This window comes from Streptococcus mitis (assembly GCF_047462815.1).
GTDB lineage: Bacteria > Bacillota > Bacilli > Lactobacillales > Streptococcaceae > Streptococcus > Streptococcus mitis_DO.
This window is the reverse complement of the sequence record NZ_JASHFB010000008.1, coordinates 70,747-91,725: the sequence shown is the minus strand read 5'-3', so window position 1 is coordinate 91,725 and position 20,979 is coordinate 70,747. Positions and strand designations below refer to the sequence as shown.

Annotated in this window: 21 protein-coding genes; 13 read left to right on the top strand and 8 right to left on the bottom strand. The window is 41.6% G+C overall.

Features of this window, described 5'->3' with window-relative positions:
- Positions 1–3: 3 nt before the first annotated feature.
- From QM865_RS05790 to pyrE, 3 genes are all read left to right on the top strand, one after another.
- The gene (locus QM865_RS05790) at positions 4–1,242 is read left to right on the top strand and encodes a cell division protein FtsQ/DivIB (protein WP_414306229.1); all 1,239 of its coding nucleotides are present in this window, start codon (positions 4–6) and stop codon (positions 1,240–1,242) included.
- 232 nt (positions 1,243–1,474) lie between these two features.
- Positions 1,475–2,176, top strand: coding sequence for an orotidine-5'-phosphate decarboxylase (pyrF, locus tag QM865_RS05785; protein ID WP_414306228.1), 702 nt, complete (start codon positions 1,475–1,477; stop codon positions 2,174–2,176).
- A gap of 33 nt (positions 2,177–2,209) precedes the next feature.
- The gene (gene pyrE / locus QM865_RS05780) at positions 2,210–2,842 is read left to right on the top strand and encodes an orotate phosphoribosyltransferase (protein ID WP_261038161.1); all 633 of its coding nucleotides are present in this window, start codon (positions 2,210–2,212) and stop codon (positions 2,840–2,842) included.
- A 167-nt stretch (positions 2,843–3,009) separates the two neighbouring features.
- Here the strand turns inward: pyrE and QM865_RS05775 are convergent, their stop codons facing one another.
- The 4 genes from QM865_RS05775 to QM865_RS05760 are packed head-to-tail and all read right to left on the bottom strand — an operon-like array spanning position 3,010 to position 5,964.
- Positions 3,010–3,876: a cysteine ABC transporter substrate-binding protein gene (locus QM865_RS05775; protein WP_414306227.1), complete on the bottom strand. Its 867-nt coding sequence runs from the start codon at positions 3,874–3,876 to the stop codon at positions 3,010–3,012.
- A gap of 11 nt (positions 3,877–3,887) precedes the next feature.
- Positions 3,888–4,646: an amino acid ABC transporter ATP-binding protein gene (locus tag QM865_RS05770; protein WP_414306226.1), complete on the bottom strand. Its 759-nt coding sequence runs from the start codon at positions 4,644–4,646 to the stop codon at positions 3,888–3,890.
- On the bottom strand, positions 4,647–5,324 hold the full coding sequence (locus tag QM865_RS05765) for an amino acid ABC transporter permease (RefSeq protein ID WP_033684005.1): 678 nt from the start codon (positions 5,322–5,324) through the stop codon (positions 4,647–4,649).
- Entirely contained in the window at positions 5,284–5,964 is a 681-nt protein-coding gene (locus QM865_RS05760; protein WP_414306225.1) for an amino acid ABC transporter permease, read from the bottom strand. Before QM865_RS05760 ends, QM865_RS05765 begins: the two co-directional genes overlap by 41 nt.
- Before the next feature lie 215 nt (positions 5,965–6,179).
- Between QM865_RS05760 and lctO the strand changes: the two genes are divergently transcribed.
- The 6 genes from lctO to QM865_RS05730 all read left to right on the top strand — a co-directional run bounded on the left by lctO (position 6,180) and on the right by QM865_RS05730 (position 13,021).
- Positions 6,180–7,316: an L-lactate oxidase gene (gene lctO / locus QM865_RS05755; RefSeq protein ID WP_414306224.1), complete on the top strand. Its 1,137-nt coding sequence runs from the start codon at positions 6,180–6,182 to the stop codon at positions 7,314–7,316.
- 170 nt (positions 7,317–7,486) lie between these two features.
- A complete protein-coding gene (locus tag QM865_RS05750; RefSeq protein WP_414306223.1) occupies positions 7,487–7,882 on the top strand; it encodes a CopY/TcrY family copper transport repressor in 396 nt (131 codons plus the stop codon).
- A 10-nt stretch (positions 7,883–7,892) separates the two neighbouring features.
- The gene (locus QM865_RS05745; protein ID WP_000935055.1) at positions 7,893–8,264 is read left to right on the top strand and encodes a cupredoxin domain-containing protein; all 372 of its coding nucleotides are present in this window, start codon (positions 7,893–7,895) and stop codon (positions 8,262–8,264) included.
- Positions 8,265–8,273: 9 nt separating this feature from the next.
- Positions 8,274–10,517 carry a heavy metal translocating P-type ATPase gene (locus QM865_RS05740; RefSeq protein ID WP_414306222.1) on the top strand — a complete coding sequence of 748 codons (2,244 nt, stop codon included), beginning with the start codon at positions 8,274–8,276 and terminating at the stop codon, positions 10,515–10,517.
- Positions 10,518–10,839: 322 nt separating this feature from the next.
- Positions 10,840–12,615 (top strand): pyruvate oxidase, encoded by a 1,776-nt coding sequence (gene spxB / locus QM865_RS05735; RefSeq protein WP_000191819.1) that lies wholly within the window; start codon positions 10,840–10,842, stop codon positions 12,613–12,615.
- 58 nt (positions 12,616–12,673) lie between these two features.
- Positions 12,674–13,021, top strand: coding sequence for a VOC family protein (locus QM865_RS05730; protein WP_414306221.1), 348 nt, complete (start codon positions 12,674–12,676; stop codon positions 13,019–13,021).
- Between the two features lie 165 nt (positions 13,022–13,186).
- Here the strand turns inward: QM865_RS05730 and QM865_RS05725 are convergent, their stop codons facing one another.
- Positions 13,187–13,531: a lipopolysaccharide assembly protein LapA domain-containing protein gene (locus QM865_RS05725; protein ID WP_000913393.1), complete on the bottom strand. Its 345-nt coding sequence runs from the start codon at positions 13,529–13,531 to the stop codon at positions 13,187–13,189.
- Between the two features lie 326 nt (positions 13,532–13,857).
- Here QM865_RS05725 and QM865_RS05720 point away from each other — a divergent pair, with 326 nt between their 5' ends.
- The 3 genes from QM865_RS05720 (at position 13,858) to manA (ending at position 16,831) form a co-directional block, all read left to right on the top strand.
- Entirely contained in the window at positions 13,858–14,118 is a 261-nt protein-coding gene (locus tag QM865_RS05720; protein WP_001291472.1) for a SemiSWEET family transporter, read from the top strand.
- Between the two features lie 208 nt (positions 14,119–14,326).
- Positions 14,327–15,766 carry a 6-phospho-beta-glucosidase gene (locus QM865_RS05715; RefSeq protein WP_414306220.1) on the top strand — a complete coding sequence of 480 codons (1,440 nt, stop codon included), beginning with the start codon at positions 14,327–14,329 and terminating at the stop codon, positions 15,764–15,766.
- A 120-nt stretch (positions 15,767–15,886) separates the two neighbouring features.
- Positions 15,887–16,831 (top strand): mannose-6-phosphate isomerase, class I, encoded by a 945-nt coding sequence (gene manA / locus QM865_RS05710; RefSeq protein WP_020903485.1) that lies wholly within the window; start codon positions 15,887–15,889, stop codon positions 16,829–16,831.
- Between the two features lie 39 nt (positions 16,832–16,870).
- Here manA and QM865_RS05705 read toward each other — a convergent pair whose 3' ends face one another.
- Positions 16,871–18,211: a sodium-dependent transporter gene (locus QM865_RS05705; RefSeq protein ID WP_101784608.1), complete on the bottom strand. Its 1,341-nt coding sequence runs from the start codon at positions 18,209–18,211 to the stop codon at positions 16,871–16,873.
- Positions 18,212–18,446: 235 nt separating this feature from the next.
- Here QM865_RS05705 and QM865_RS05700 point away from each other — a divergent pair, with 235 nt between their 5' ends.
- The gene (locus tag QM865_RS05700; protein WP_000274780.1) at positions 18,447–19,187 is read left to right on the top strand and encodes a MerR family transcriptional regulator; all 741 of its coding nucleotides are present in this window, start codon (positions 18,447–18,449) and stop codon (positions 19,185–19,187) included.
- Positions 19,188–19,228: 41 nt separating this feature from the next.
- Here the strand turns inward: QM865_RS05700 and QM865_RS05695 are convergent, their stop codons facing one another.
- Both QM865_RS05695 and QM865_RS05690 read right to left on the bottom strand, forming a co-directional pair.
- A complete protein-coding gene (locus QM865_RS05695; RefSeq protein ID WP_000400044.1) occupies positions 19,229–19,750 on the bottom strand; it encodes a DUF1697 domain-containing protein in 522 nt (173 codons plus the stop codon).
- Positions 19,751–19,787: 37 nt separating this feature from the next.
- Positions 19,788–20,966: an NAD(P)/FAD-dependent oxidoreductase gene (locus tag QM865_RS05690; RefSeq protein WP_064276978.1), complete on the bottom strand. Its 1,179-nt coding sequence runs from the start codon at positions 20,964–20,966 to the stop codon at positions 19,788–19,790.
- Positions 20,967–20,979 lie beyond the last annotated feature (13 nt).

The following is a 20,979-nucleotide window of genomic DNA, read 5'->3' as shown; positions in this document are numbered from 1 at the left end:
TAAATGTCAAAAGATAAGAAAAATGAGGGCAAAGAAATCCTCGAGGAATTTAAAGAGTTATCAGAATGGCAGAAACGAAACCAAGAATATCTAAAAAAGAAGGCTGAGGAAGAGGCGGCCCTAGCTGAGGAGAAGGAAAAACAAGCTCGAATGGTTTCAAAATCTGAAGGGTCAGATGCAACCGAGGACCAAGCGAATGAATCTAATCCAAAGGACCCAGAATTAGCTAAGGAAGATGCTAAAGAAAAAGTAGAAAAGTCAGAAGACGCCAAAAAAGAAGCCTCCAAAGAGAAATCAAAGTCTACAGAGAACGAGGAACAGGATAAAAAAATAAAGAAAAAGCCTGTAAAGGAAAAACCGGTCAAACCTAAAATTCCTGCCATCCATATCTTGCGAGCCTTCACGATTTTATTTCCAAGTTTGCTTTTATTGATTGTCTCTGCCTACTTACTTAGTCCTTATGCGACCATGAAGGATATTCGTGTTGAGGGAACGGTGCAAACTACGGCTGATGATATCCGACAGGCTTCAGGCATTCAGGATTCGGATTATACGATTAACCTTCTGCTAGACAAGGCAAAATATGAAGAGCAGATTAAGTCTAATTATTGGGTTGAATCAGCTCAGCTTGTCTATCAATTTCCAACCAAGTTTACTATCAAGGTTAAGGAATATGATATTGTGGCCTACTATATTTCTGGTGAAAATCATTATCCGATTCTTTCCAGTGGTCAGCTTGAGACTAGTTCTGTGAGCTTGGTCAGTTTACCAGAAACTTATATATCAGTTCTCTTTAATGACAGCCAACAAATCAAAGCCTTTACGTCAGAACTTGCTCAAATTAGCCCAGAACTCAAGGCGGCTATCCAAAAGGTGGAACTAGCCCCAAGCAAGGTGACTTCAGATTTAATTCGATTGACCATGAATGATTCGGACGAGGTCTTGGTTCCTCTATCTGAAATGAGTAAGAAACTGCCATATTACAGTAAGATTAAGCCACAATTGTCAGAACCGAGTGTGATTGACATGGAAGCTGGAATTTACAGCTACACAGTGGCGGATAAATTAATTATGGAGGCTGAGGAAAAAGCCAAACAAGAGGCCAAGGAAGCTGAGAAGAAACAGAAAGAGGAAGAGAAGAAAAGACTGGAAGAACAGCAGAATAAATTGGAAGAAGAGAAGAAAAAGCTGGAGGAAGAGAGCAATCGAAATCAAACAAGTCAGCGTTCATCGCGTCGCTAGGTTTAGCTTTTCTCCTATAGCTCTTTAGTTGCCATGTTTTTACTTGACAAGTGCTAGTAGAAATAATAGAATAATAGAAAACCTTTAAAGCAGTCCAGAGAGGCAGCTAAGGTTAGACGGTGAAAGGGTGGAGACTACCCATTTTTCGTGGAACCTTGCTGTTGGCAGGTTCCTTTTTTCGTGGCTTCTGTTGCCCAGACTCTCTCACTAGCAAAGGTAAAAGGAGAAACCTATGCGAGAACATCGTCCAGTCATTGCTCTTGATTTTCCTAGTTTTGAGGCGGTCAAGGAATTTTTAGCTCTTTTCCCAGCAGAAGAAAGCCTTTATCTCAAGGTAGGGATGGAGCTTTATTACGCAACGGGTCCTGAGATTATTTCCTATTTAAAAAACTTGGGACACAGCGTCTTTCTTGATCTCAAACTTCATGACATTCCAAATACAGTCAAGTCAGCCATGAAGGTTCTGTCTCAGCTTGGTGTGGATATGACTAATGTTCATGCTGCTGGCGGTGTAGAGATGATGAAGGCTGCGCGTGAAGGTCTTGGAAGTCAAGCCAAATTGATCGCTGTAACGCAGCTGACATCAACGTCAGAAGCCCAGATGCAGGAGTTTCAAAATATCCAAACCAGCCTGCAGGAGTCTGTGATTCATTATGCTAAGAAGACAGCTGAAGCGGGCTTGGATGGTGTCGTTTGCTCGGCTCAGGAAGTGGAACTCATCAAGCAGGCCACCAATCCAGATTTTATCTGTCTGACACCGGGCATTCGTCCTGCAGGTGCTGCAGTAGGAGATCAAAAACGCGTCATGACGCCAGCAGATGCCTATCAAATCGGCAGTGACTATATCGTAGTGGGACGTCCCATTACCCAAGCTGAGAATCCTGTTGCAGCTTATCATGCTATCAAAGATGAATGGACACAGGACTGGAATTAAAGAACTAGATTAGAAAAATAAAAGGAGAATACCATGACACTTGCTAAAGATATCGCTAGCCACCTCTTGAAAATCCAAGCCGTTTACCTCAAACCAGAGGAGCCTTTCACTTGGGCATCTGGTATCAAGTCGCCGATTTATACGGATAACCGTGTGACCCTTGCCTATCCAGAAACTCGTACTCTCATTGAAAATGGTTTTGTAGATGCTATCAAAGAAGCCTTTCCTGAGGTTGAAGTGATTGCAGGAACTGCGACAGCTGGGATTCCACACGGAGCTATCATTGCTGATAAGATGAACTTGCCATTTGCCTACATCCGTAGCAAACCAAAAGACCACGGTGCTGGTAATCAAATCGAAGGTCGGGTAGATCAAGGTCAAAAAATGGTAGTGGTTGAAGATCTTATTTCAACAGGTGGTTCTGTTCTTGAAGCTGTAGCAGCTGCTAAACGAGAAGGAGCAGAGGTTCTCGGTGTTGTAGCGATTTTCAGCTACCAATTGCCAAAAGCAGATAAGAACTTCTCAGATGCTGGTGTTAAGTTGGTAACACTTTCTAACTACAGTGAATTGATTCATCTAGCCCAAGAAGAAGGTTACATCACACCAGAAGGATTGGATCTCCTAAAACGCTTTAAAGAAGACCAAGAAAATTGGCAAAATGCCTAAAACATAGAAAATCAGGTAGTCACTAGGATTACCTGATTTCTTTTTGTGATTTCATTGAGTATTATACTCAATGAAAATCAAAGAGCAAACTAGCCGCAGGTTGCTCAAAGCACAGCTTTGAGGCTGTAGGTAAAGCTGACGTGGTTTAAAGAGATTTTCGAAGAGTATTAGTTGACTTTTCCGCCTTCAACAACAAGGTCATCTGCCTTAGCAGCGTTACCGTAGGTTGGGTGAAGTGTTTTTTCATAGGCCTTATGGAAGAAGTTTTCTTTGCCTAATTTTTCAATATCTTTATTGATGAAGTCTAGCAATTCTTGGTTTCCTTTTTGAACTGCTGCTGCGATGGTATCTGGATCACCGAGGGAAGTAATGCCTACTTCAAATCCTTTGTTTTCAAGCGCCCAAGCTAGAACTTCAGTATTGTCAGTAGAGAAGGCATCTCCACGTCCATCAAGAAGAGCTTGGTAAGAGTCACTGTATTGGTCGTATTTTTGGAGTTTGATTTCTGGATGATTCTTTTCAAAATAAGTCTCAGCGGTCGTTCCTTTTGTGACAATCAAGGTTTTGCCTTCAAGTTGTTTGACGTCTGTAATGAGACCAGTCTTAGGTGATACGACACCAAGTGAAACTTTCATGTAAGGAAGGGCAAAATCAACTTGTTTCTTGCGTTCGTCAGTCACCGTAAAGTTGGCAAGGGTAATATCCACCTTGTTTGAAATCAAGTATTCAGCACGGTTGGCAGCATCGACTGAAACGTATTTGACCTTGACACCAAGGTCTTGGGCCAGTTGGTTCCCAAGTTCGATATCGTAACCTTGGTAAGAACCGTCATTATCAACGTAACCAAACGGTTTCTTATCTCCAAACACGGCGATTCGTAGCTCACCGCTTTTTTTGATTTCATCAATTGTGCGAGCCTTGGCAGTTGTTTTTCCAGAGGATGAACCAGCGTTTCCACCTGAGCTACAAGCAGTGAGAAAGATAAGTGCAAAGGCAAGTGCCAAAACAGTTAAAAGTGGTTTGAATAGTTTCATAAGAATCTCCTTTATAGATATGAGCCAAATTGGCTAAAGTCAAAGACGTTTAAAAATTCCTGGGCTCGTTTGGTTTGCGGATTGGTAAAGAAGGCTTGAGCTGTTCCTTCTTCAGCAATTTTCCCTTGGTCTAGGAAGATAATCCGATCGGCAATAGCTTGAGCAAACTGCATTTCGTGGGTTACTAAAATCATGGTACGGCCTTCTTGGGCCAAATCATTGATAAGTTCCAGCACCTCACGCACCATTTCTGGATCCAGCGAAGCAGTCACTTCGTCAAAAAGGATGATTTCTGGATGCATGAGGAGGGCACGGACAATTGCAACCCGTTGCTTCTGTCCACCAGATAATTGACGGGCAAAGCTATGTTGTTTATCCAGCAATCCGACACGTTCCAGTAATTGCAAAGCTTCTTCCGTTACTTCCTTCTTATCTCTTCCCTGAGCCTTGATAGGCCCTAGGATGAGGTTTTGTAGGACATCTAGATGGGGAAAGAGTTCATAGCTTTGAAAGACCATGCCAATCTTTTGGCGAACTAGGTGAAAGTCTTTTTGTTTGCCAATAATGGACTGGCCATCCAGAAGGATATCTCCACCTTGAATACTTTCTAAACCATTGAGGCAACGAAGGAGGGTACTTTTCCCACAACCAGATGGCCCTAGGATAACCACAACTTCCCCTTTTTTGATATCTAGAGAGAGACCTTGGAGGATAGGATTGTCTCCGAAGGATTTTTTTAGTTCCTTGATTTCTAAAATAGTTTCAGACATTTAGTTCCTCCAATGTTTTTCTAAGTGAGTGGATAGTTTGGAAATAGGAAAGCAAACTGCGAAATACAAGACCAGAATGGTTCCATAAATCCAAAAGGAAGCAGTTGGGATGGTCAAGCGATTGCTATCGATGATTTGTTGTCCAACCTTGGTCACTTCCACAACCCCAATCAAAACAACCAAGGAAGTGGTTTTAATCATCCGAGTGACAAGATTAATGGCCTGTGGTAACAGTCTTCTCAAGACCTGTGGGATGATGATGTGGTAGTAAAGTTGAACATTGGTCAAACCTAGCGCCTGTCCACTTTCAAATTGATGCTTAGGAAGGGAAGTGATAGCTCCACGAACCAAGTCCCCCATTTCAGCTGTTCCCCAGAGGGTAAAAACGATAATAGCTGAAGTCTCACCTGAGATATTGATATTAAAGTTTCGAGCCAAACCGAAATAAACGATGAAGAGTAGCACCAGCTGGGGCATGATACGGATAAATTCTAGATACAATCGTGTCAAAAATCGTACGATTCTAGAATGGGAGGTCATGATGATTCCCATGACTGTTCCGAAAATCATGGATAAGAGGACAGATAGGATAGAAATCCCAATCGTAACGCCCAATCCCTGTAAAATCCGCAGGAGATTATTTCCCTGAAAGAGTACTTGGATTCCCGAATCCTGCATGGCGGAGCCTCCTTTCTATCCAGCTAAAGACCAGTGAGATGGGCAGCAACATAATCAGATAAGCAATTACCAACATGGCTAACGCAATGTCTGTTTCATAGTAGAGCCCAATCAAGTCCTTGGCGACGTACATGAGGTCTGCCAAAGCCACTGCTGAGAAAACAGAGGTTTCCTTGATCAGGAAAATGACATTGGCACTAAAAGACGGTAGGGCCACTGCTGTTGCTTGCGGAAGAACCACATAGCGAAAGACCTGTAGAGGTGTCAGACCGATGGCTAATCCAATCTCGTGCTGGGTTTGACTGACGGCTTCCAGTCCGCTTCGGAAAGATTCTGCCATATAGGAGCCTCCTAAAAAGACCAGTCCTAGAGTAGCGCAGACTTCTGAAGATAGGACAATCCCTATTCGGGGAAGACCGAAGTAGAGAAAGAAGAGTTGAATCAAAAGGGGCGTATTGCGTGACAATTCAATGTAGGCTGTCGCTATTTGCGCTAAAACAGGGATGCAGTAATGCCGGATGATACTAACGATTAAACCGAGCAGAAAGGATCCCAGAATCCCCCAAACTGCAATATGCAAGGTTAGGAGAAAAGCCTTTTGATATAGTGGTAGATATTGTTCAACAATGGACCAATCCAAAAATAGAACCTCCCATCTAGAAATAATACAGTTATTGTAGCACTTAAAAGCTCCTTTGGATAATATCTATTTTTTATTGCCGTGATAAGGATTTTTTATCATAGTCCTAGAATTTCTGAAATTTCCAAACAAAATATTTGAAAAGTTTTGAAAAAAGAGTTAAGATATTTTTGTAATATACAAAGTAAACGCTTACTTATTAAGGAGGGCATTTTATGTCATACAAAACAAGCAATGCAGAAGGCCATGTAGACTTCATCAATACCTATGATTTGGAGCCGATGGCGCAACAAGTGATTCCGAAAGCAGCATTTGGCTATATCGCTAGTGGGGCGGAGGATACTTTCACTTTGCGTGAGAATATTCGTGCCTTTAACCACAAACTCATCGTTCCTCATACACTTTGCAATGTAGAAAATCCAAGTACAGAGATTGAATTTGCAGGCGAAAAATTGTCTTCACCAATCATTATGGCGCCTGTTGCGGCTCATAAATTGGCAAATGAACAGGGTGAAGTGGCGACTGCGCGTGGTGTGCATGAGTTTGGTTCTCTCTATACAACCAGCTCTTACTCTACTGTCGACCTTCCAGAAATTACGGAAGCCCTTCAAGGGACACCTCATTGGTTCCAGTTTTACTTTAGTAAAGATGATGGTATCAATCGCCACATCATGGACCGTGTGAAGGCTGAAGGTTATAAAGCGATTGTCTTGACGGCTGATGCTACGGTAGGGGGCAATCGTGAGGTCGATAAGCGTAATGGTTTTGTCTTCCCAGTTGGCATGCCGATTGTTGAGGAATATCTGCCAGAAGGTGCTGGAAAATCAATGGACTTTGTTTACAAATCAGCTAAACAACGCTTGTCTCCACGTGATGTAGAATTTATCGCTGAATACTCAGGACTTCCTGTTTATGTCAAGGGACCACAATGCCGTGAGGACGTTGAACGTTCGCTTGCTGCAGGTGCTTCTGGTATCTGGGTGACCAACCATGGTGGCCGTCAAATCGACGGTGGACCAGCTGCCTTCGATTCACTTCAAGAAGTAGCTGAAGTAGTTGATAAACGTGTGCCAATTGTCTTTGACTCTGGTATTCGTCGTGGCCAACACGTCTTTAAAGCCTTGGCTTCAGGAGCAGACTTGGTAGCTATTGGCCGCCCGGTTATCTATGGCTTGGCTCTCGGCGGTAGTGTTGGTGTGCGTCAAGTCTTTGAACACTTGAATGCGGAATTGAAGACAGTCATGCAGTTGTCTGGAACTCAGACTATTGAAGATGTTAAACACTTTAAACTTCGTCATAACCCATACAACCCAACCTTCCCAGTTGACCCACGCGACTTAAAATTGTATTGATAAAAGAGATTACCTCCACTTGATGTGGAGGTTTTTACTTGTGTTTTAAACACTTTTGAAATGAAGATTTTAAAAAAAGAGAAAAATTTGAATTCAATAGTTGACAAATGTAGATTTTTGAAGTATACTAATAACTGTAATCGACAAATGTAGATTTTGGAGGTGTGATTATGCAGATTTCAGATGCAGAATGGCAGGTCATGAAGATTATTTGGATGCAAGGAGAGCAGACTAGTACGGATTTGATCAGGGTTCTGGCGGAGCGGTTCGACTGGTCCAAGTCAACCATTCAAACTCTTTTGGCTCGTTTGGTTGAGAAAGAGTGTCTGACAAGGAAAAAAGAAGGTAAGTCCTTTGTTTATTCGTCGCTTTTAACTCTAGACCAAAGCCGAGACTTGCTTGTCCAAGATATCAAGGACAAGGTTTGTTCCCGTAGGATTAAGAACTTGTTGGCTGATTTGATTGCTGAATGTGATTTTACTAAGGCTGACTTGGAAGACTTGGAAGCTGTGATTTCTGAGAAGAAATCAAGCGCTGTGACAGAAGTAAAATGTAATTGTATGTAAAGGAGACGTCATGTTAAATAGTATTGTAACCATTATTTGTATTGCCCTTATCGCGTTTATCTTGTTTTGGTTTTTCAAAAAGCCTGAAAAATCTGGACAAAAGGCCCAGCAAAAAAAGGGCTACCAAGAGATTCGAGTGGAAGTCATGGGAGGCTATACGCCTGAGTTGATTATCCTCAAGAAATCAGTGCCAGCCCGCATTGTCTTTGACCGCAAGGACCCTTCACCCTGTCTGGACCAAATTGTTTTTCCAGATTTTGGTGTACATGCGGACCTGCCAATGGGTGAAGAGTATGTAGTGGAAATCACGCCTGAGCAGGCTGGAGAGTATGGTTTCTCTTGTGGCATGAATATGATGCACGGCAAGATGATTGTAGAATAGGAGAATGATATGACTGAAATTGTAAAAGCAAGTCTTGAAAATGGTGTTCAAAAAATCCGTATCACGGCAGACAAAGGCTACCATCCAGCTCATATACAGCTTCAAAAAGGGATTCCAGCTGAGATTACCTTTCATCGAGCAACTCCTTCAAACTGTTACAAGGAAATTTTGTTTGAAGAAGAAGGCATCTTGGAACCAATCGGCGTAGATGAGGAGAAAGTCATTCGTTTTACACCTCAAGAATTAGGTCAACATGAATTTTCTTGTGGTATGAAGATGCAAAAGGGAAGTTATACAGTTGTTGAGAAGACTCGAAAATCTCTATCACTTTTACAGCGTTTTTGGATTACTAGTATCTTTACTGTGCCTCTTGTAATCCTCATGATTGGGATGTCGACAGGAGGAATTAGTCACCAAGTCATGCGTTGGGGCACCTTTTTAGCCACAACACCGATTATGCTAGTAGCAGGTGGTCCTTATATCCAAAGTGCTTGGGCTAGTTTTAAAAAGCACAATGCCAACATGGATACCTTGGTTGCTCTGGGAACCCTAGTGGCCTATTTCTATAGCTTAGTTGCCCTCTTCGCTGGCCTCCCCGTTTACTTTGAAAGTGCTGCATTTATCTTCTTCTTCGTTCTTATGGGAGCCGTTTTTGAGGAGAAAATGCGGAAAAATACTTCCCAAGCTGTGGAGAAATTACTTGACTTGCAGGCTAAAACAGCAGAAGTCTTGCGTGATGAACGCTATGTTCAAGTTCCTTTGGAACAAGTCAAGGTAGGCGACCTGATTCGAGTGCGTCCCGGTGAAAAGATTGCGGTTGATGGTATCGTAGTGGAAGGTGTCTCCAGTATTGATGAGTCTATGGTGACAGGTGAGAGTCTGCCTGTGGACAAGACAGTTGGAGATACTGTGATTGGCTCAACCATCAATAATAGTGGAACGCTTGTCTTTAGGGCAGAAAAAGTTGGCTCAGAGACTGTTTTGGCTCAGATTGTCGATTTTGTGAAAAAAGCTCAGACTAGCCGTGCGCCGATTCAAGATTTGACAGATAAAATTTCAGGGATTTTTGTCCCAGCAGTTGTCATTTTAGGGATTGTGACCTTCTGGGTTTGGTTCGTCTTGCTCAGGGATAGTGTAGTCGTGCTTGGAGCTAGCTTTGTGTCCTCTCTTCTCTATGGAGTGGCGGTTTTGATTATCGCCTGTCCTTGTGCCTTGGGACTTGCAACACCGACGGCCCTTATGGTGGGGACAGGTCGCAGTGCCAAGATGGGGGTTCTCCTCAAAAATGGAACGGTTCTACAGGAAATCCAGAAAGTCCAAACTATTGTTTTTGATAAGACAGGAACTTTGACGGAAGGGAAACCTGTGGTCACAGATATCATCGGCGACGAAGTAGAAGTGCTTGGATTGGCAGCTTCCTTGGAAGAAGCTTCTCAACACCCACTGGCTGAAGCCGTTGTGAAACGAGCGAGTGAAGCTGGACTTGAGTTTCAAACTGTTGAAAATTTCCAAGCCTTGCACGGAAAAGGTGTCTCAGGGCAAATCAATGGAAAACAAGTTTTGCTTGGAAATGCTAAAATGCTGGATGGCATGGATATTTCTAGCATTTATCAAGAAAAACTAGAAGAACTAGAAAAAGAAGCTAAGACAGTTGTTTTCTTGGCTGTGGACAATGAAATCAAAGGCTTGCTTGCTCTGCAAGATATTCCTAAGGAAAATGCTAAGCTTGCCATCAGTCAGTTGAAAAAACGAGGTCTTAAAACAGTCATGCTGACAGGAGACAATGCAGGTGTGGCGCGTGCTATTGCCGATCAGATCGGAATCGAAGAGGTCATTGCAGGTGTCTTACCAGAAGAAAAAGCCCATGAAATCCATAAACTACAAGCGACTGGAAAAGTAGCCTTTGTTGGTGACGGTATCAATGACGCTCCTGCCCTCAGTGTAGCAGATGTAGGGATTGCTATGGGAGCTGGAACAGATATCGCCATCGAGTCAGCAGATTTGGTGTTGACAACTAATAATCTCCTAGGAGTGGTTCGTGCCTTTGACATGAGTAAGAAAACCTTTCATCGTATTCTGCTCAATCTTTTCTGGGCCTTTATCTACAATGTCGCCGGAATTCCGATTGCAGCAGGAGTCTTTTCTGGTGTTGGACTGGCCCTCAATCCAGAACTAGCTGGTCTAGCCATGGCCTTTAGTTCTGTATCTGTTCTGACTAGTTCACTCTTACTAAACTTTAGTAAAATAGATTAAAAGCGGGCTTGCTCGCTTTTTATACTCTTTGAAAATCTCTTCAAACCACGTCAGCTTTATCTGTAACCTCAAAGCTGTGTTTTGAGCAACCTGCGGCTAGCTTTCTAGTTTGTTCTTTGATTTTCATTGAGTATTATAAAACAGAAGCTAAAAACATTTTCAAACTGTACTGCAATAGAGAATAGAAACTTCTGAGCAGATTCTTAGTAAAGTCAAAATAAATGTGATAAATTAGTATTGTAAAAATTTACTGAAACGTTTTCAAAAACTATATGAAACCTTTTTTAGTAGATTTAAAAATATTTGAAGGAGAGTTATCATTATGACTCAAGGGAAAATTACTGCATCTGCAGCAATGCTTAATGTATTGAAAACATGGGGCGTAGACACAATCTACGGTATCCCATCAGGAACACTCAGCTCATTGATGGATGCTTTGGCTGAAGACAAAGATATCCGCTTCTTGCAAGTTCGTCACGAAGAAACAGGTGCTCTTGCAGCGGTTATGCAAGCTAAATTCGGCGGCTCAATCGGGGTTGCAGTTGGTTCAGGTGGTCCAGGTGCGACTCACTTGATTAACGGTGTTTACGATGCAGCTATGGATAACACTCCATTCCTAGCAATCCTTGGATCACGTCCAGTTAACGAACTCAACATGGATGCTTTCCAAGAATTGAACCAAAACCCAATGTACAACGGTATCGCTGTATACAACAAACGTGTAGCTTACGCTGAGCAATTGCCAAAAGTAATCGACGAAGCTTGCCGTGCTGCAGTTTCTAAAAAAGGTCCAGCTGTTGTTGAAATCCCAGTAAACTTCGGTTTCCAAGAAATCGACGAAAATTCATACTACGGTTCAGGTTCATACGAACGTTCATTCATCGCTCCTGCTTTGAACGAAGTTGAAATCGACAAAGCTGTTGAAATCTTGAACAATGCTGAACGTCCAGTTATCTATGCTGGTTACGGTGGTGTTAAAGCTGGTGAAGTGATTACTGAATTGTCACGTAAAATCAAAGCACCAATCATCACAACTGGTAAAAACTTTGAAGCCTTTGAATGGAACTATGAAGGTTTGACAGGTTCTGCTTACCGTGTTGGTTGGAAGCCAGCCAACGAAGTGGTCTTTGAAGCAGACACAGTTCTTTTCCTTGGTTCAAACTTCCCATTTGCTGAAGTTTACCAAGCATTCAAGAATACTGAAAAATTCATCCAAGTGGATATCGACCCTTACAAACTTGGTAAACGTCATGCCCTAGACGCTTCAATCCTTGGTGATGCAGGTCAAGCAGCTAAAGCTATCCTTGACAAAGTGAACCCAGTTGAATCTACTCCATGGTGGCGTGCAAACGTTAAGAACAACCAAAACTGGCGTGATTACATGAACAAAATCGAAGGTAAAACTGAGGGTGAATTGCAATTGTATCAAGTTTACAATGCAATCAACAAACATGCTGATCAAGACGCTATCTACTCAATCGACGTAGGTGACACTACTCAAACATCTACTCGTCACCTTCACATGACACCTAAGAACATGTGGCGTACATCTCCACTCTTTGCGACAATGGGTATTGCCCTTCCTGGTGGTATCGCTGCTAAGAAAGACAATCCAGATCGCCAAGTATGGAACATCATGGGTGACGGTGCATTCAACATGTGCTACCCAGACGTTATCACAAACGTTCAATACGACCTTCCAGTTATCAACGTTGTCTTCTCAAATGGTAAATATGCCTTCATCAAGGACAAATACGAAGACACAAACAAACACTTGTTTGGTTGTGACTTCCCTAATGCTGACTATGCGAAAATCGCTGAAGCTCAAGGTGCTGTAGGATTTACAGTTGACCGTATCGAAGACATCGATGCAGTTGTTGCAGAAGCTGTTAAACTCAACAAAGAAGGTAAAACTGTTGTGATCGATGCTCGCATCACTCCACACCGTCCACTTCCAGTAGAAGTACTTGAATTGGATCCAAAACTTCACTCAGAAGAAGCAATCAAAGACTTCAAGGAAAAATACGAAGCAGAAGAACTCGTACCATTCCGCCTCTTCTTGGAAGAAGAAGGATTGCAATCACGCGCAATTAAATAATTCCTTCGTGGAACTTAAAAAGATCGGAGCAATCCGGTCTTTTTATGGAGGATAGTAAATGAATTTAAATCAATTAGATATTATCGTTTCAGATGTTCCCCAAGTCTGTGCTGACTTGGAGCGTATTTTGGATAAAAAGCCCGATTATGTTGATGACAGTTTTGCTCAGTTTACGATTGGCAGTCACTGTCTGATGTTGTCCCAAAATCATTTGATTCCTTTGGAAGATTTTCAGTCAGGAATCATTCTTCATATCGACGTTGAGGATGTAGACCAGAATTACCAACGGTTGAAAGAACTTGGTATCCAGGTTTTAAACGGACCAACTGTAACCGATTGGGGAACAGAGTCCTTATTAGTTAAAGGGCCTGCTGGTCTAGTGATTGATTTTTATCGTATGAAGTAGGTAATTCTATTATCAAATTTTTTATCTAAACATTCTTGGAGTGAAACTTAAAAAGATCGGAGCAATTCGATCTTTTTTGTATTTATGCGACTTTCAGTCCGTCTCGCTCCGTTAGGTGCGAGACAAAAAACCACCCGTTTTCACGGGTGGTTATGATTTCTACACTTATTGTTTGGCTTCCTGTTTTAATTGTTGCACCTGTTCCTCGTACTGGACAAGCTCCCTGTCTTTTATATTGATAGTCGCTTCTGCTTCAGCAATGCGGCTTCTCAGATCTTGAGTCTTGTTATGGTGATAGCTAATACCAATAGCACTACCAGCAATGATCCCGATTACTAGACAAGTAAAAATCACCAAAATCAAGGGAGCAGATAGTTGTGTAAAGACAAGACTGACAGTTACTGTTTGACGATTGAGTAGACCAAATGAGATCACAATGACTAATAAGCTCAAACCGCCAATTAGATAAGCCTTATCTTTCAGTGACAATTCATTAAATTTTTTTAGCATAAGTTCCTTTTCTCCTGACTATGTTGATAGAAAACTACACACCATTTAGGTATTAACAAAATTCATTTTACTAGAAAATTTCGATACTGTCAATAATTTCTAACGGCTTATTTACCATCAATCAATCGATTCATTGAAAAGGAGTATTCATTTTCTAATATTTGATTGAGTAAACAGAACGGAGCAATTCGGTCTTTTTTCTGTTCCCTCTTTCTTATAACAAGATTGTGATAGTTTATATCTTTATAACAAAAGTTTTAAAGACTTGATTGTTTTGAAAGAATATTTTAAAATAAGATTCAGTAAAAATGAAAGAGGTTTTGAAAATGTCTGAAAAACAAATGAAAATTTTAGGTTGGGTAGCGACCTTTATGTCTGTTATGATGTATGTGTCTTACTTCCCACAAATCATGAACAATCTGGCTGGTCAAAAAGGAAATTTCATCCAGCCCTTGGTTGCTGCCATCAACTGTAGTCTCTGGGTTTACTACGGTCTTTTCAAAAAAGAAAGAGATATCCCCCTTGCAGCAGCTAATGCACCAGGTATTATTTTTGGCCTAGTGACGGTTATTACAGCTTTGATTTAAAAGGAACAGAGGAGACTAGTTTTCAGTCTTCTTTTTTGTTTCAGGGGAGGCTATTTACTTTTTCTAGAGGATAATTTTTTAAAAAACAATCTGATAAACTTAAATAGTAGAATAGTATCAGTATGTCACAGTATTTTATAAGAAAAGGTTTACAGAATAAGTTATAATATAAGTAAATGAACAAGCAAATAAGAAAGTGAGTAGAGTTATGACCGAAAAACTGACTTTTCCGGATGGTTTCTTGTGGGGCGGAGCGACAGCTGCCAACCAGTGTGAGGGTGCTTATAATTTAGAAGGTCGTGGATTGGCGAATGTGGATGTCGTCCCCATCGGTCCAGATCGTGAAGCCATTATCACAGGTCAGAAAAAGATGTTTTCGTTTGAGGAGGGCTATTTTTACCCAGCCAAGCAAGCTATTGATATGTACCATCATTACAAGGAAGATAATGCCCTTTTTGCGGAAATGGGCTTTAAGACTTATCGTCTATCCATTGCTTGGACTCGGATTTTTCCTAAGGGCGACGAAACAGTGCCAAATGAAGCTGGTCTAGCCTTTTATGAGGATTTATTTAAGGAGTGCCACAAGTATGGTATCCAACCTCTGGTGACTATCACTCATTTCGACTGTCCTATGCACTTGATTACAGAGTACGGTGGTTGGCGCAATCGTCGGATGTTAGACTTCTATGAAAAACTTTGTCGCACACTCTTTACCCGCTATAAGGGTTTGGTCAAATATTGGCTTACCTTCAACGAAATCAACATGATTCTCCATGCCCCCTTTATGGGAGCTGGGCTCTGTTTTGAAGAAGGAGAAAATCAAGAACTGGTTAAATATCAGGCTGCACACTATGAGTTGGTAGCTTCAGCTCTTGCGACAAAGATTGCCCACGAAATTGACCCAGAAAATAAGGTGGGATGTATGTTGGCTGCAGGGCAATACTATCCTAACACAGCCCATCCAAGAGACTACTGGGCAGCCATGGAGGAAGACCGCAAGAGTTACTTCTTCATTGATGTTCAAGCGCGTGGGGAATACCCAAACTACGCCAAGAAGCAGTGGGAGCGTGAGCGAATCGAGATTCAAATGACTGCAGAAGATTTAGAGTTGTTGAAGGACAATACTGTTGACTTTGTTTCCTTCTCTTACTATGCAAGTCTAGTAGCCTCAGGTGATCCAGAAGTTAAAGAATTAACTGCTGGAAATATCTTTGCCTCTCTCAAAAATCCTTATCTTGAATCCTCAGAATGGGGATGGCAGATTGACCCACTTGGTCTTCGTATCACCCTCAATGCTATCTGGGATCGTTATCAAAAGCCAATGTTCATCGTGGAAAACGGTCTAGGTGCTATGGATACACCGGATGAGAATGGTCATGTAGCAGATGACTATCGGATTGCTTACTTAGAGGCTCATATCAAGGCCATGCGAGATGCCATTTACCAAGATGGCGTTGACTTGCTTGGTTATACGACTTGGGGCTGTATCGATCTGGTTTCAGCTGGAACAGGCGAAATGAACAAGCGCTATGGCTTTATCTATGTAGATCGAGATAATGCTGGTCATGGAAGCCTCAAACGTAGCAAGAAGAAATCCTTCTACTGGTACAAGGATGTCATTGCCAGCAATGGTGCAAGCATTGAGTAGAGCACATTTGTTCACTATTTTTATAAAATCTTCTCCCTACTTTATAATATGTGAAAAAGAGTTCAATTAGATGGAGCTTTTTGCTATAATGAGGGGAGAAAAATCAGACAGGAGATCGACATGTCAGAACCATTATTTTTACAATCAGTTATGCAAGAAAAAATCTGGGGTGGTACCAAGCTACGTGATGAGTTTGGATACGATATCCCAAGTGAAAAAATCGGAGAATATTGGGCCATCTCAGCCCATCCAAATGGTGTCTCTAAAGTTGCCAATGGTTGCTACGAGGGAACAGATCTTGCTACTTTATATGCAGAGCACCGTGAATTGTTTGGCAATCGTCCAGAACCTGTATTTCCACTGTTGACTAAGATTCTGGATGCTAACGACTGGCTCAGTGTTCAAGTTCATCCAGACGATGCTTACGGACTCGAGCATGAAGGCGAACTTGGAAAAACAGAATGCTGGTACATCATCGCTGCGGATGAAGGTTCAGAGATTATCTATGGTCACAATGCCAAGTCAAAAGAAGAACTCCGCCAGCAAATCGAGGACAAGAATTGGGATGCTTTGTTGACAAAAGTACCAGTTAAAGCTGGAGATTTCTTCTATGTGCCAAGTGGCACCATGCATGCTATTGGTGCAGGTATTTTAATCCTTGAAACCCAACAGTCTAGTGACACAACCTACCGTGTCTATGACTTTGACCGTAAGGATGATAATGGTAACTTGCGTGAACTTCACCTTGAAAAATCCATTGATGTCTTGAACATTGGTGAGCCTGCAAATAGCCGTCCTGTAACTGTTAAAGCAGATGATTTGCGTTCCACTCTCCTTGTATCCAATGATTTCTTTGCAGTTTACAAGTGGGAAATTACTGGAAAAGTTGACTTCGAAAAGACAGCTGACTACAGCTTGTTTAGTGTCTTAGCTGGTCAAGGTCAACTGACTGTTGACGGAAAAAACTATCCAATCCAAAAAGGTAGCCACTTTATCCTACCAAGTGATGTTGAAGCTTGGACCTTGGAAGGACAAGATTTGGAATTGATTGTTAGCCATCCATAAAAAAGAAAGGGCCTGAGTTCATTACTCAAGTCCTTTTGATTACATAAATTGGGCGATAAAGACCACGATGATGATGATTGGAATGATGAAACGAAGAAGGAATAGCCAGACTTGGAACAGTCCCTGTTTCCATGCTATTTCATCGAGATGGAGTTCCTCCATTGCAAGAACCTTTTTAAAGATATAGCCTGTAAAAAGTGAAAGGCAGAGAGCTCCAAATGGCATAAGGAGATTGGAAACCAAGAAGTCCATAGCATCAAAGAAGGTCTTCCCAAAAATATGAACATCTGCCATAATACTGTAAGATAGGGCTGAAGGGATTCCAAAGACAAAGGTCAAAATTCCTAAAATAACACTCCATTTGGCACGCTTGCTGTTGTCCTGATTGGTGATATTGCCTACATTGATTTCCAACATAACGACAGAAGAAGTGACCGTCGCAAAGAGGAAGAGCATGAGGAAGAGGATGTAGAAAATGGTTCCAAAAGGCATCTTGTCAAAGAGCTGAGGCAAGACGATAAAGAGCAGGCTCGGTCCCCCTTCAGATTGGATATTGAAGGCTGACATGGCTGGGAAAATGGCTAGACCCGCCATGATAGATACTGAAATATTCATGACTACGATGGAAATCCCTGACTGGACTAGATTGGTTTTTTTGTCCAAATAAGAAGCATAGGTCAGCATGGCTGTAACCCCTAGTGAGAGGGCAAAGAAAGATTGTCCCAGAGCATAGAGGAGACCAGCACTTGTCAGCTTAGAGAAGTCTGGTTTTAGGAAGTAAAGAACCCCTTCCATGGCATTTGGCAAACTGAGAGAGCGCCCAATGATGACAACAAAGATGATAAAGAGCAGGGGCATCATGACTTTCGAAGCTCTTTCAATCCCTTTTTGAACCCCACGTGATACAATGAAGATATTCAATAGGATAAAGGCTGCTTGAGCTCCTAGGGCAATGGCTGGATTTGAAATGATTGAAGTAAATAACTGAGCATAATCACCCGTTCCACCAAGTTGGAACAATTTTCCAAACTCAATGCCTAGATAGACTAAAATCCAGCCACCAATAACACTGTAAAACGATAAAAGGATAAAAAGGGCAAAGGCACCAATCCAACCGATAAAGTTGTACTTGCTATTCTTTCCTAGTTTTCCAAAGGTTTTGATAGCTGAGACACCAGCACTTCGGCCGAGGGCAAACTCAGCTAGCAAAAGGGGAAAACCGATTAGAATAGTGGAGATGAGAAAGACTAGTAAAAAGCCTCCTCCACCGTTAGCAGCAGTCATATAAGGAAATTTCCAAACGGCTCCAAGTCCGATGGCTGAACCAGCAGATGCTAGGATAAAGCCCAGTTTAGAACCCCATTGCGATTTTTCAGACATAGTTAAACTCCTAAAATTAGTATTACAAAAGAAAAAGCTACTGCCCTTGGCAAATAGCCTCATAAGTACTCAAAATGAGCCTTTCTTTTGATTGATAGACTTGACTATCCTATCATGTTTTCTAAGGTCTGTCAAGAAAACCATTTTCATGTTATGATAAAGTAAAAAAATTTCGCAAAAACGCTTGACTCTGACCTAAGGGTAGGGGTTATACTATCATTGTAAGGAGGAAATCATGTACCATATAAAAGAAGCTGCGCAGCTTTCGGGTGTCTCTGTCAAGACCCTGCACCACTACGATAAGATAGGGCTTTTGGTTCCTTTAAAGTCGGAAAACGGCTATCGAACATACAGTCAGGAGGATTTGGAGCGACTTCAGGTCATTCTTTATTACAAATATCTAGGTTTTTCTTTAGAAAAAATAGCAGAGCTATTAAAGGAAGAAAGGACAGATTTATTGCCCCATCTGACCAGACAGTTGGACTATTTGACTCGAGAAAGGGAACATCTGGATACCTTGATTTCAACCTTGCAAAAAACCATTAAAGAACAAAAAGGAGAAAGAGAAATGAGCATTCAAGAGAAATTTGCTGGATTTAACTACCAAGACCATCAAAAATACCACCAAGAGGCGGTAGAGAAATATGGACAAGAAGTCATGGACCAAGCGCTGGAGCGCCAAAAAGGTCACGAAGACGAGGCTACAGCTGCCTTCAACCAAGTTTTTCAAGCTTTGGCACAAAATCTTCAAGCTGGTCTACCTGTAACAGCAACCGAAAATCAAGAAGAAGCCACTAAACTCTTGCAAGCCATCCGTACTTATGGATTTGACTGCTCTATTGAGGTATTTGGTTATATCGGTAAAGGCTACGTCTACAACCCAGAATTTAAGGAAAACATTGACAAATTTGGACCTGGAACAGCCCAGTACACATCAGATGTCATTGCCTATTATGTCCAAACTCAGACAAAATAAAATCGGAGGAGCATTCTTCCGATTTTTACTAAATTCAAGCACTATTTGCTTAATAATTTTTCTACCACATTTAGTTTTCGCATGGTCAAATCTACATTAAAAAGCTTTTCAAGATAGTTGGTATGGAGTTTCTTTTGTTTAGCAGTTCTAGGGAGATAGAGGTAAAGACAATGGTTACCGATACAAATTTCTTCTTCACCGTAATCAATTTTCAATTTTTCTAAAGGGAGACTTTGAATAGATTCTTGATAAAAAATCACATGTATACGGTCATAAAGATAGTGTTCTCCAAACGGGTTTTCTTGGACAATTTTTTTAAAATCACTTTTGTTCTTGATAACCATTTTTAAGTCGGCCCCAATTTTTTCCTTTATCAGAGTATGAACACATTCTCGTATTTCTTCTAAATCTAAATCACTTTCAAGAATGATATTCCCACTTTGAATATAGGTTCGAACGTGTTGAAAACCAGCTTCTGTTAAAATATCTACCAAATAAGACATTTTCGGGATAGCATTTTTTCCATTAGGAGTAACACCTCTTAGTAAAATAATATGTTCCAAAGGACTTCCTTTCTTATTTTGTATTTTAGTCATTCAATTATTTATATATTTGATTTGAGCCTGCCACCCAACCGGTACAGAGGGCTGAAGTGATATTAAAGCCACCCGTGTGGGCATTGATATCCATGACTTCGCCAGCAAAGTGAAGGCCAGGTACCAGCTTACTTTCAAGGGTTTTAGGGTTGATTTCCTTAAGACTGACACCACCCTTGGTAACAAAGGATTTGGCGAGAGACATTTTACCAGTCACAGGGATTTTGAGGGTCTTAATAGACTGGAGAAGTTGTTCTTGTTCCTTTTCACTCAACTGTTTGACTTTGTCAGGATAGCCTTGCACAAAAAAATCTGCCAAGCGTTCTGGAAGCAAAGTTTTTAAGGCATTTTTCAAGGATTTTTCCCGATTTTCTTCTAGAAATGTAGTCAAGTCATTTTCAGAAAGATGAGGCAAGACATCCAGTGAAAGGATTTCACCACCCTTGACAAAACTAGACATACGTAGGGCAGCAGGGCCAGACAAACCAAAGTGGGTAAAGAGCAAATCGTGAGTGATGACATGCTTACCATAGCTTAGGGTCACATCGTCCAGCGAAATACCCTGCAAGACCTTGTGTGGAAAATCTGTCAACAAAGGACTCTCAGCGGCCTCAAGTTCGGTGATGGTGTGCTTAAAATGACGGGCGATCTCGTGACCAAACCCAGTTGAACCAGTCGAAGGATAGGATTTACCACCTGTTGTGACAATGAGTTTCTCACAAGTGAAGGTTTGGTCTGCGGACTTAAGGACAAACTGGTCGTCTATCTTTTTAACCGAAACAATCTCCGTTTGAGTAGCAACTCGACCACCGAGTTCAGTGATTTTCTTTTCCAAGGCCTCGATAATGGTCCGAGACTTGTCACTAGCAGGAAAGACGCGTCCGTGGTCTTCGACCTTAAGTTTAACACCATTTTCTGTAAAAAAATTAATGATATCATGGTTATCAAATTGGGAGAAGACACTGTAGAGAAAGCGCCCATTTCCAGGGATGCCAGCTAGTAGGTCATCTAGAGTTCCGTTGTTGGTTACATTGCAACGTCCCCCACCAGTACCAGCTAATTTTTTTCCAAGTTTCCGATTTTTTTCGATGAGGAGGGTTTTCTGTCCATAAAAGCTACTGGAAATCGTAGCCATCATACCAGCAGGACCTCCACCAATGACGATAGTATCAAAATGTTTCATAGCTCTATTGTAC

Coding starts and splice junctions, on each gene's coding strand:
- QM865_RS05750 (WP_414306223.1), top strand. CDS start 7,487: ATGCAGATTTCAGATGCAGAATGGCAGGTCATGAAGATTATTTGGATG.
- QM865_RS05725 (WP_000913393.1), bottom strand. CDS start 13,531: ATGCTAAAAAAATTTAATGAATTGTCACTGAAAGATAAGGCTTATCTA.
- QM865_RS05765 (WP_033684005.1), bottom strand. CDS start 5,324: ATGCAGGATTCGGGAATCCAAGTACTCTTTCAGGGAAATAATCTCCTG.
- QM865_RS05790 (WP_414306229.1), top strand. CDS start 4: ATGTCAAAAGATAAGAAAAATGAGGGCAAAGAAATCCTCGAGGAATTT.
- QM865_RS05740 (WP_414306222.1), top strand. CDS start 8,274: ATGACTGAAATTGTAAAAGCAAGTCTTGAAAATGGTGTTCAAAAAATC.
- QM865_RS05775 (WP_414306227.1), bottom strand. CDS start 3,876: ATGAAACTATTCAAACCACTTTTAACTGTTTTGGCACTTGCCTTTGCA.
- QM865_RS05700 (WP_000274780.1), top strand. CDS start 18,447: ATGTACCATATAAAAGAAGCTGCGCAGCTTTCGGGTGTCTCTGTCAAG.
- spxB (WP_000191819.1), top strand. CDS start 10,840: ATGACTCAAGGGAAAATTACTGCATCTGCAGCAATGCTTAATGTATTG.
- pyrF (WP_414306228.1), top strand. CDS start 1,475: ATGCGAGAACATCGTCCAGTCATTGCTCTTGATTTTCCTAGTTTTGAG.
- QM865_RS05770 (WP_414306226.1), bottom strand. CDS start 4,646: ATGTCTGAAACTATTTTAGAAATCAAGGAACTAAAAAAATCCTTCGGA.
- QM865_RS05690 (WP_064276978.1), bottom strand. CDS start 20,966: ATGAAACATTTTGATACTATCGTCATTGGTGGAGGTCCTGCTGGTATG.
- QM865_RS05745 (WP_000935055.1), top strand. CDS start 7,893: ATGTTAAATAGTATTGTAACCATTATTTGTATTGCCCTTATCGCGTTT.
- QM865_RS05715 (WP_414306220.1), top strand. CDS start 14,327: ATGACCGAAAAACTGACTTTTCCGGATGGTTTCTTGTGGGGCGGAGCG.
- QM865_RS05705 (WP_101784608.1), bottom strand. CDS start 18,211: ATGTCTGAAAAATCGCAATGGGGTTCTAAACTGGGCTTTATCCTAGCA.
- lctO (WP_414306224.1), top strand. CDS start 6,180: ATGTCATACAAAACAAGCAATGCAGAAGGCCATGTAGACTTCATCAAT.
- QM865_RS05730 (WP_414306221.1), top strand. CDS start 12,674: ATGAATTTAAATCAATTAGATATTATCGTTTCAGATGTTCCCCAAGTC.
- pyrE (WP_261038161.1), top strand. CDS start 2,210: ATGACACTTGCTAAAGATATCGCTAGCCACCTCTTGAAAATCCAAGCC.
- manA (WP_020903485.1), top strand. CDS start 15,887: ATGTCAGAACCATTATTTTTACAATCAGTTATGCAAGAAAAAATCTGG.
- QM865_RS05720 (WP_001291472.1), top strand. CDS start 13,858: ATGTCTGAAAAACAAATGAAAATTTTAGGTTGGGTAGCGACCTTTATG.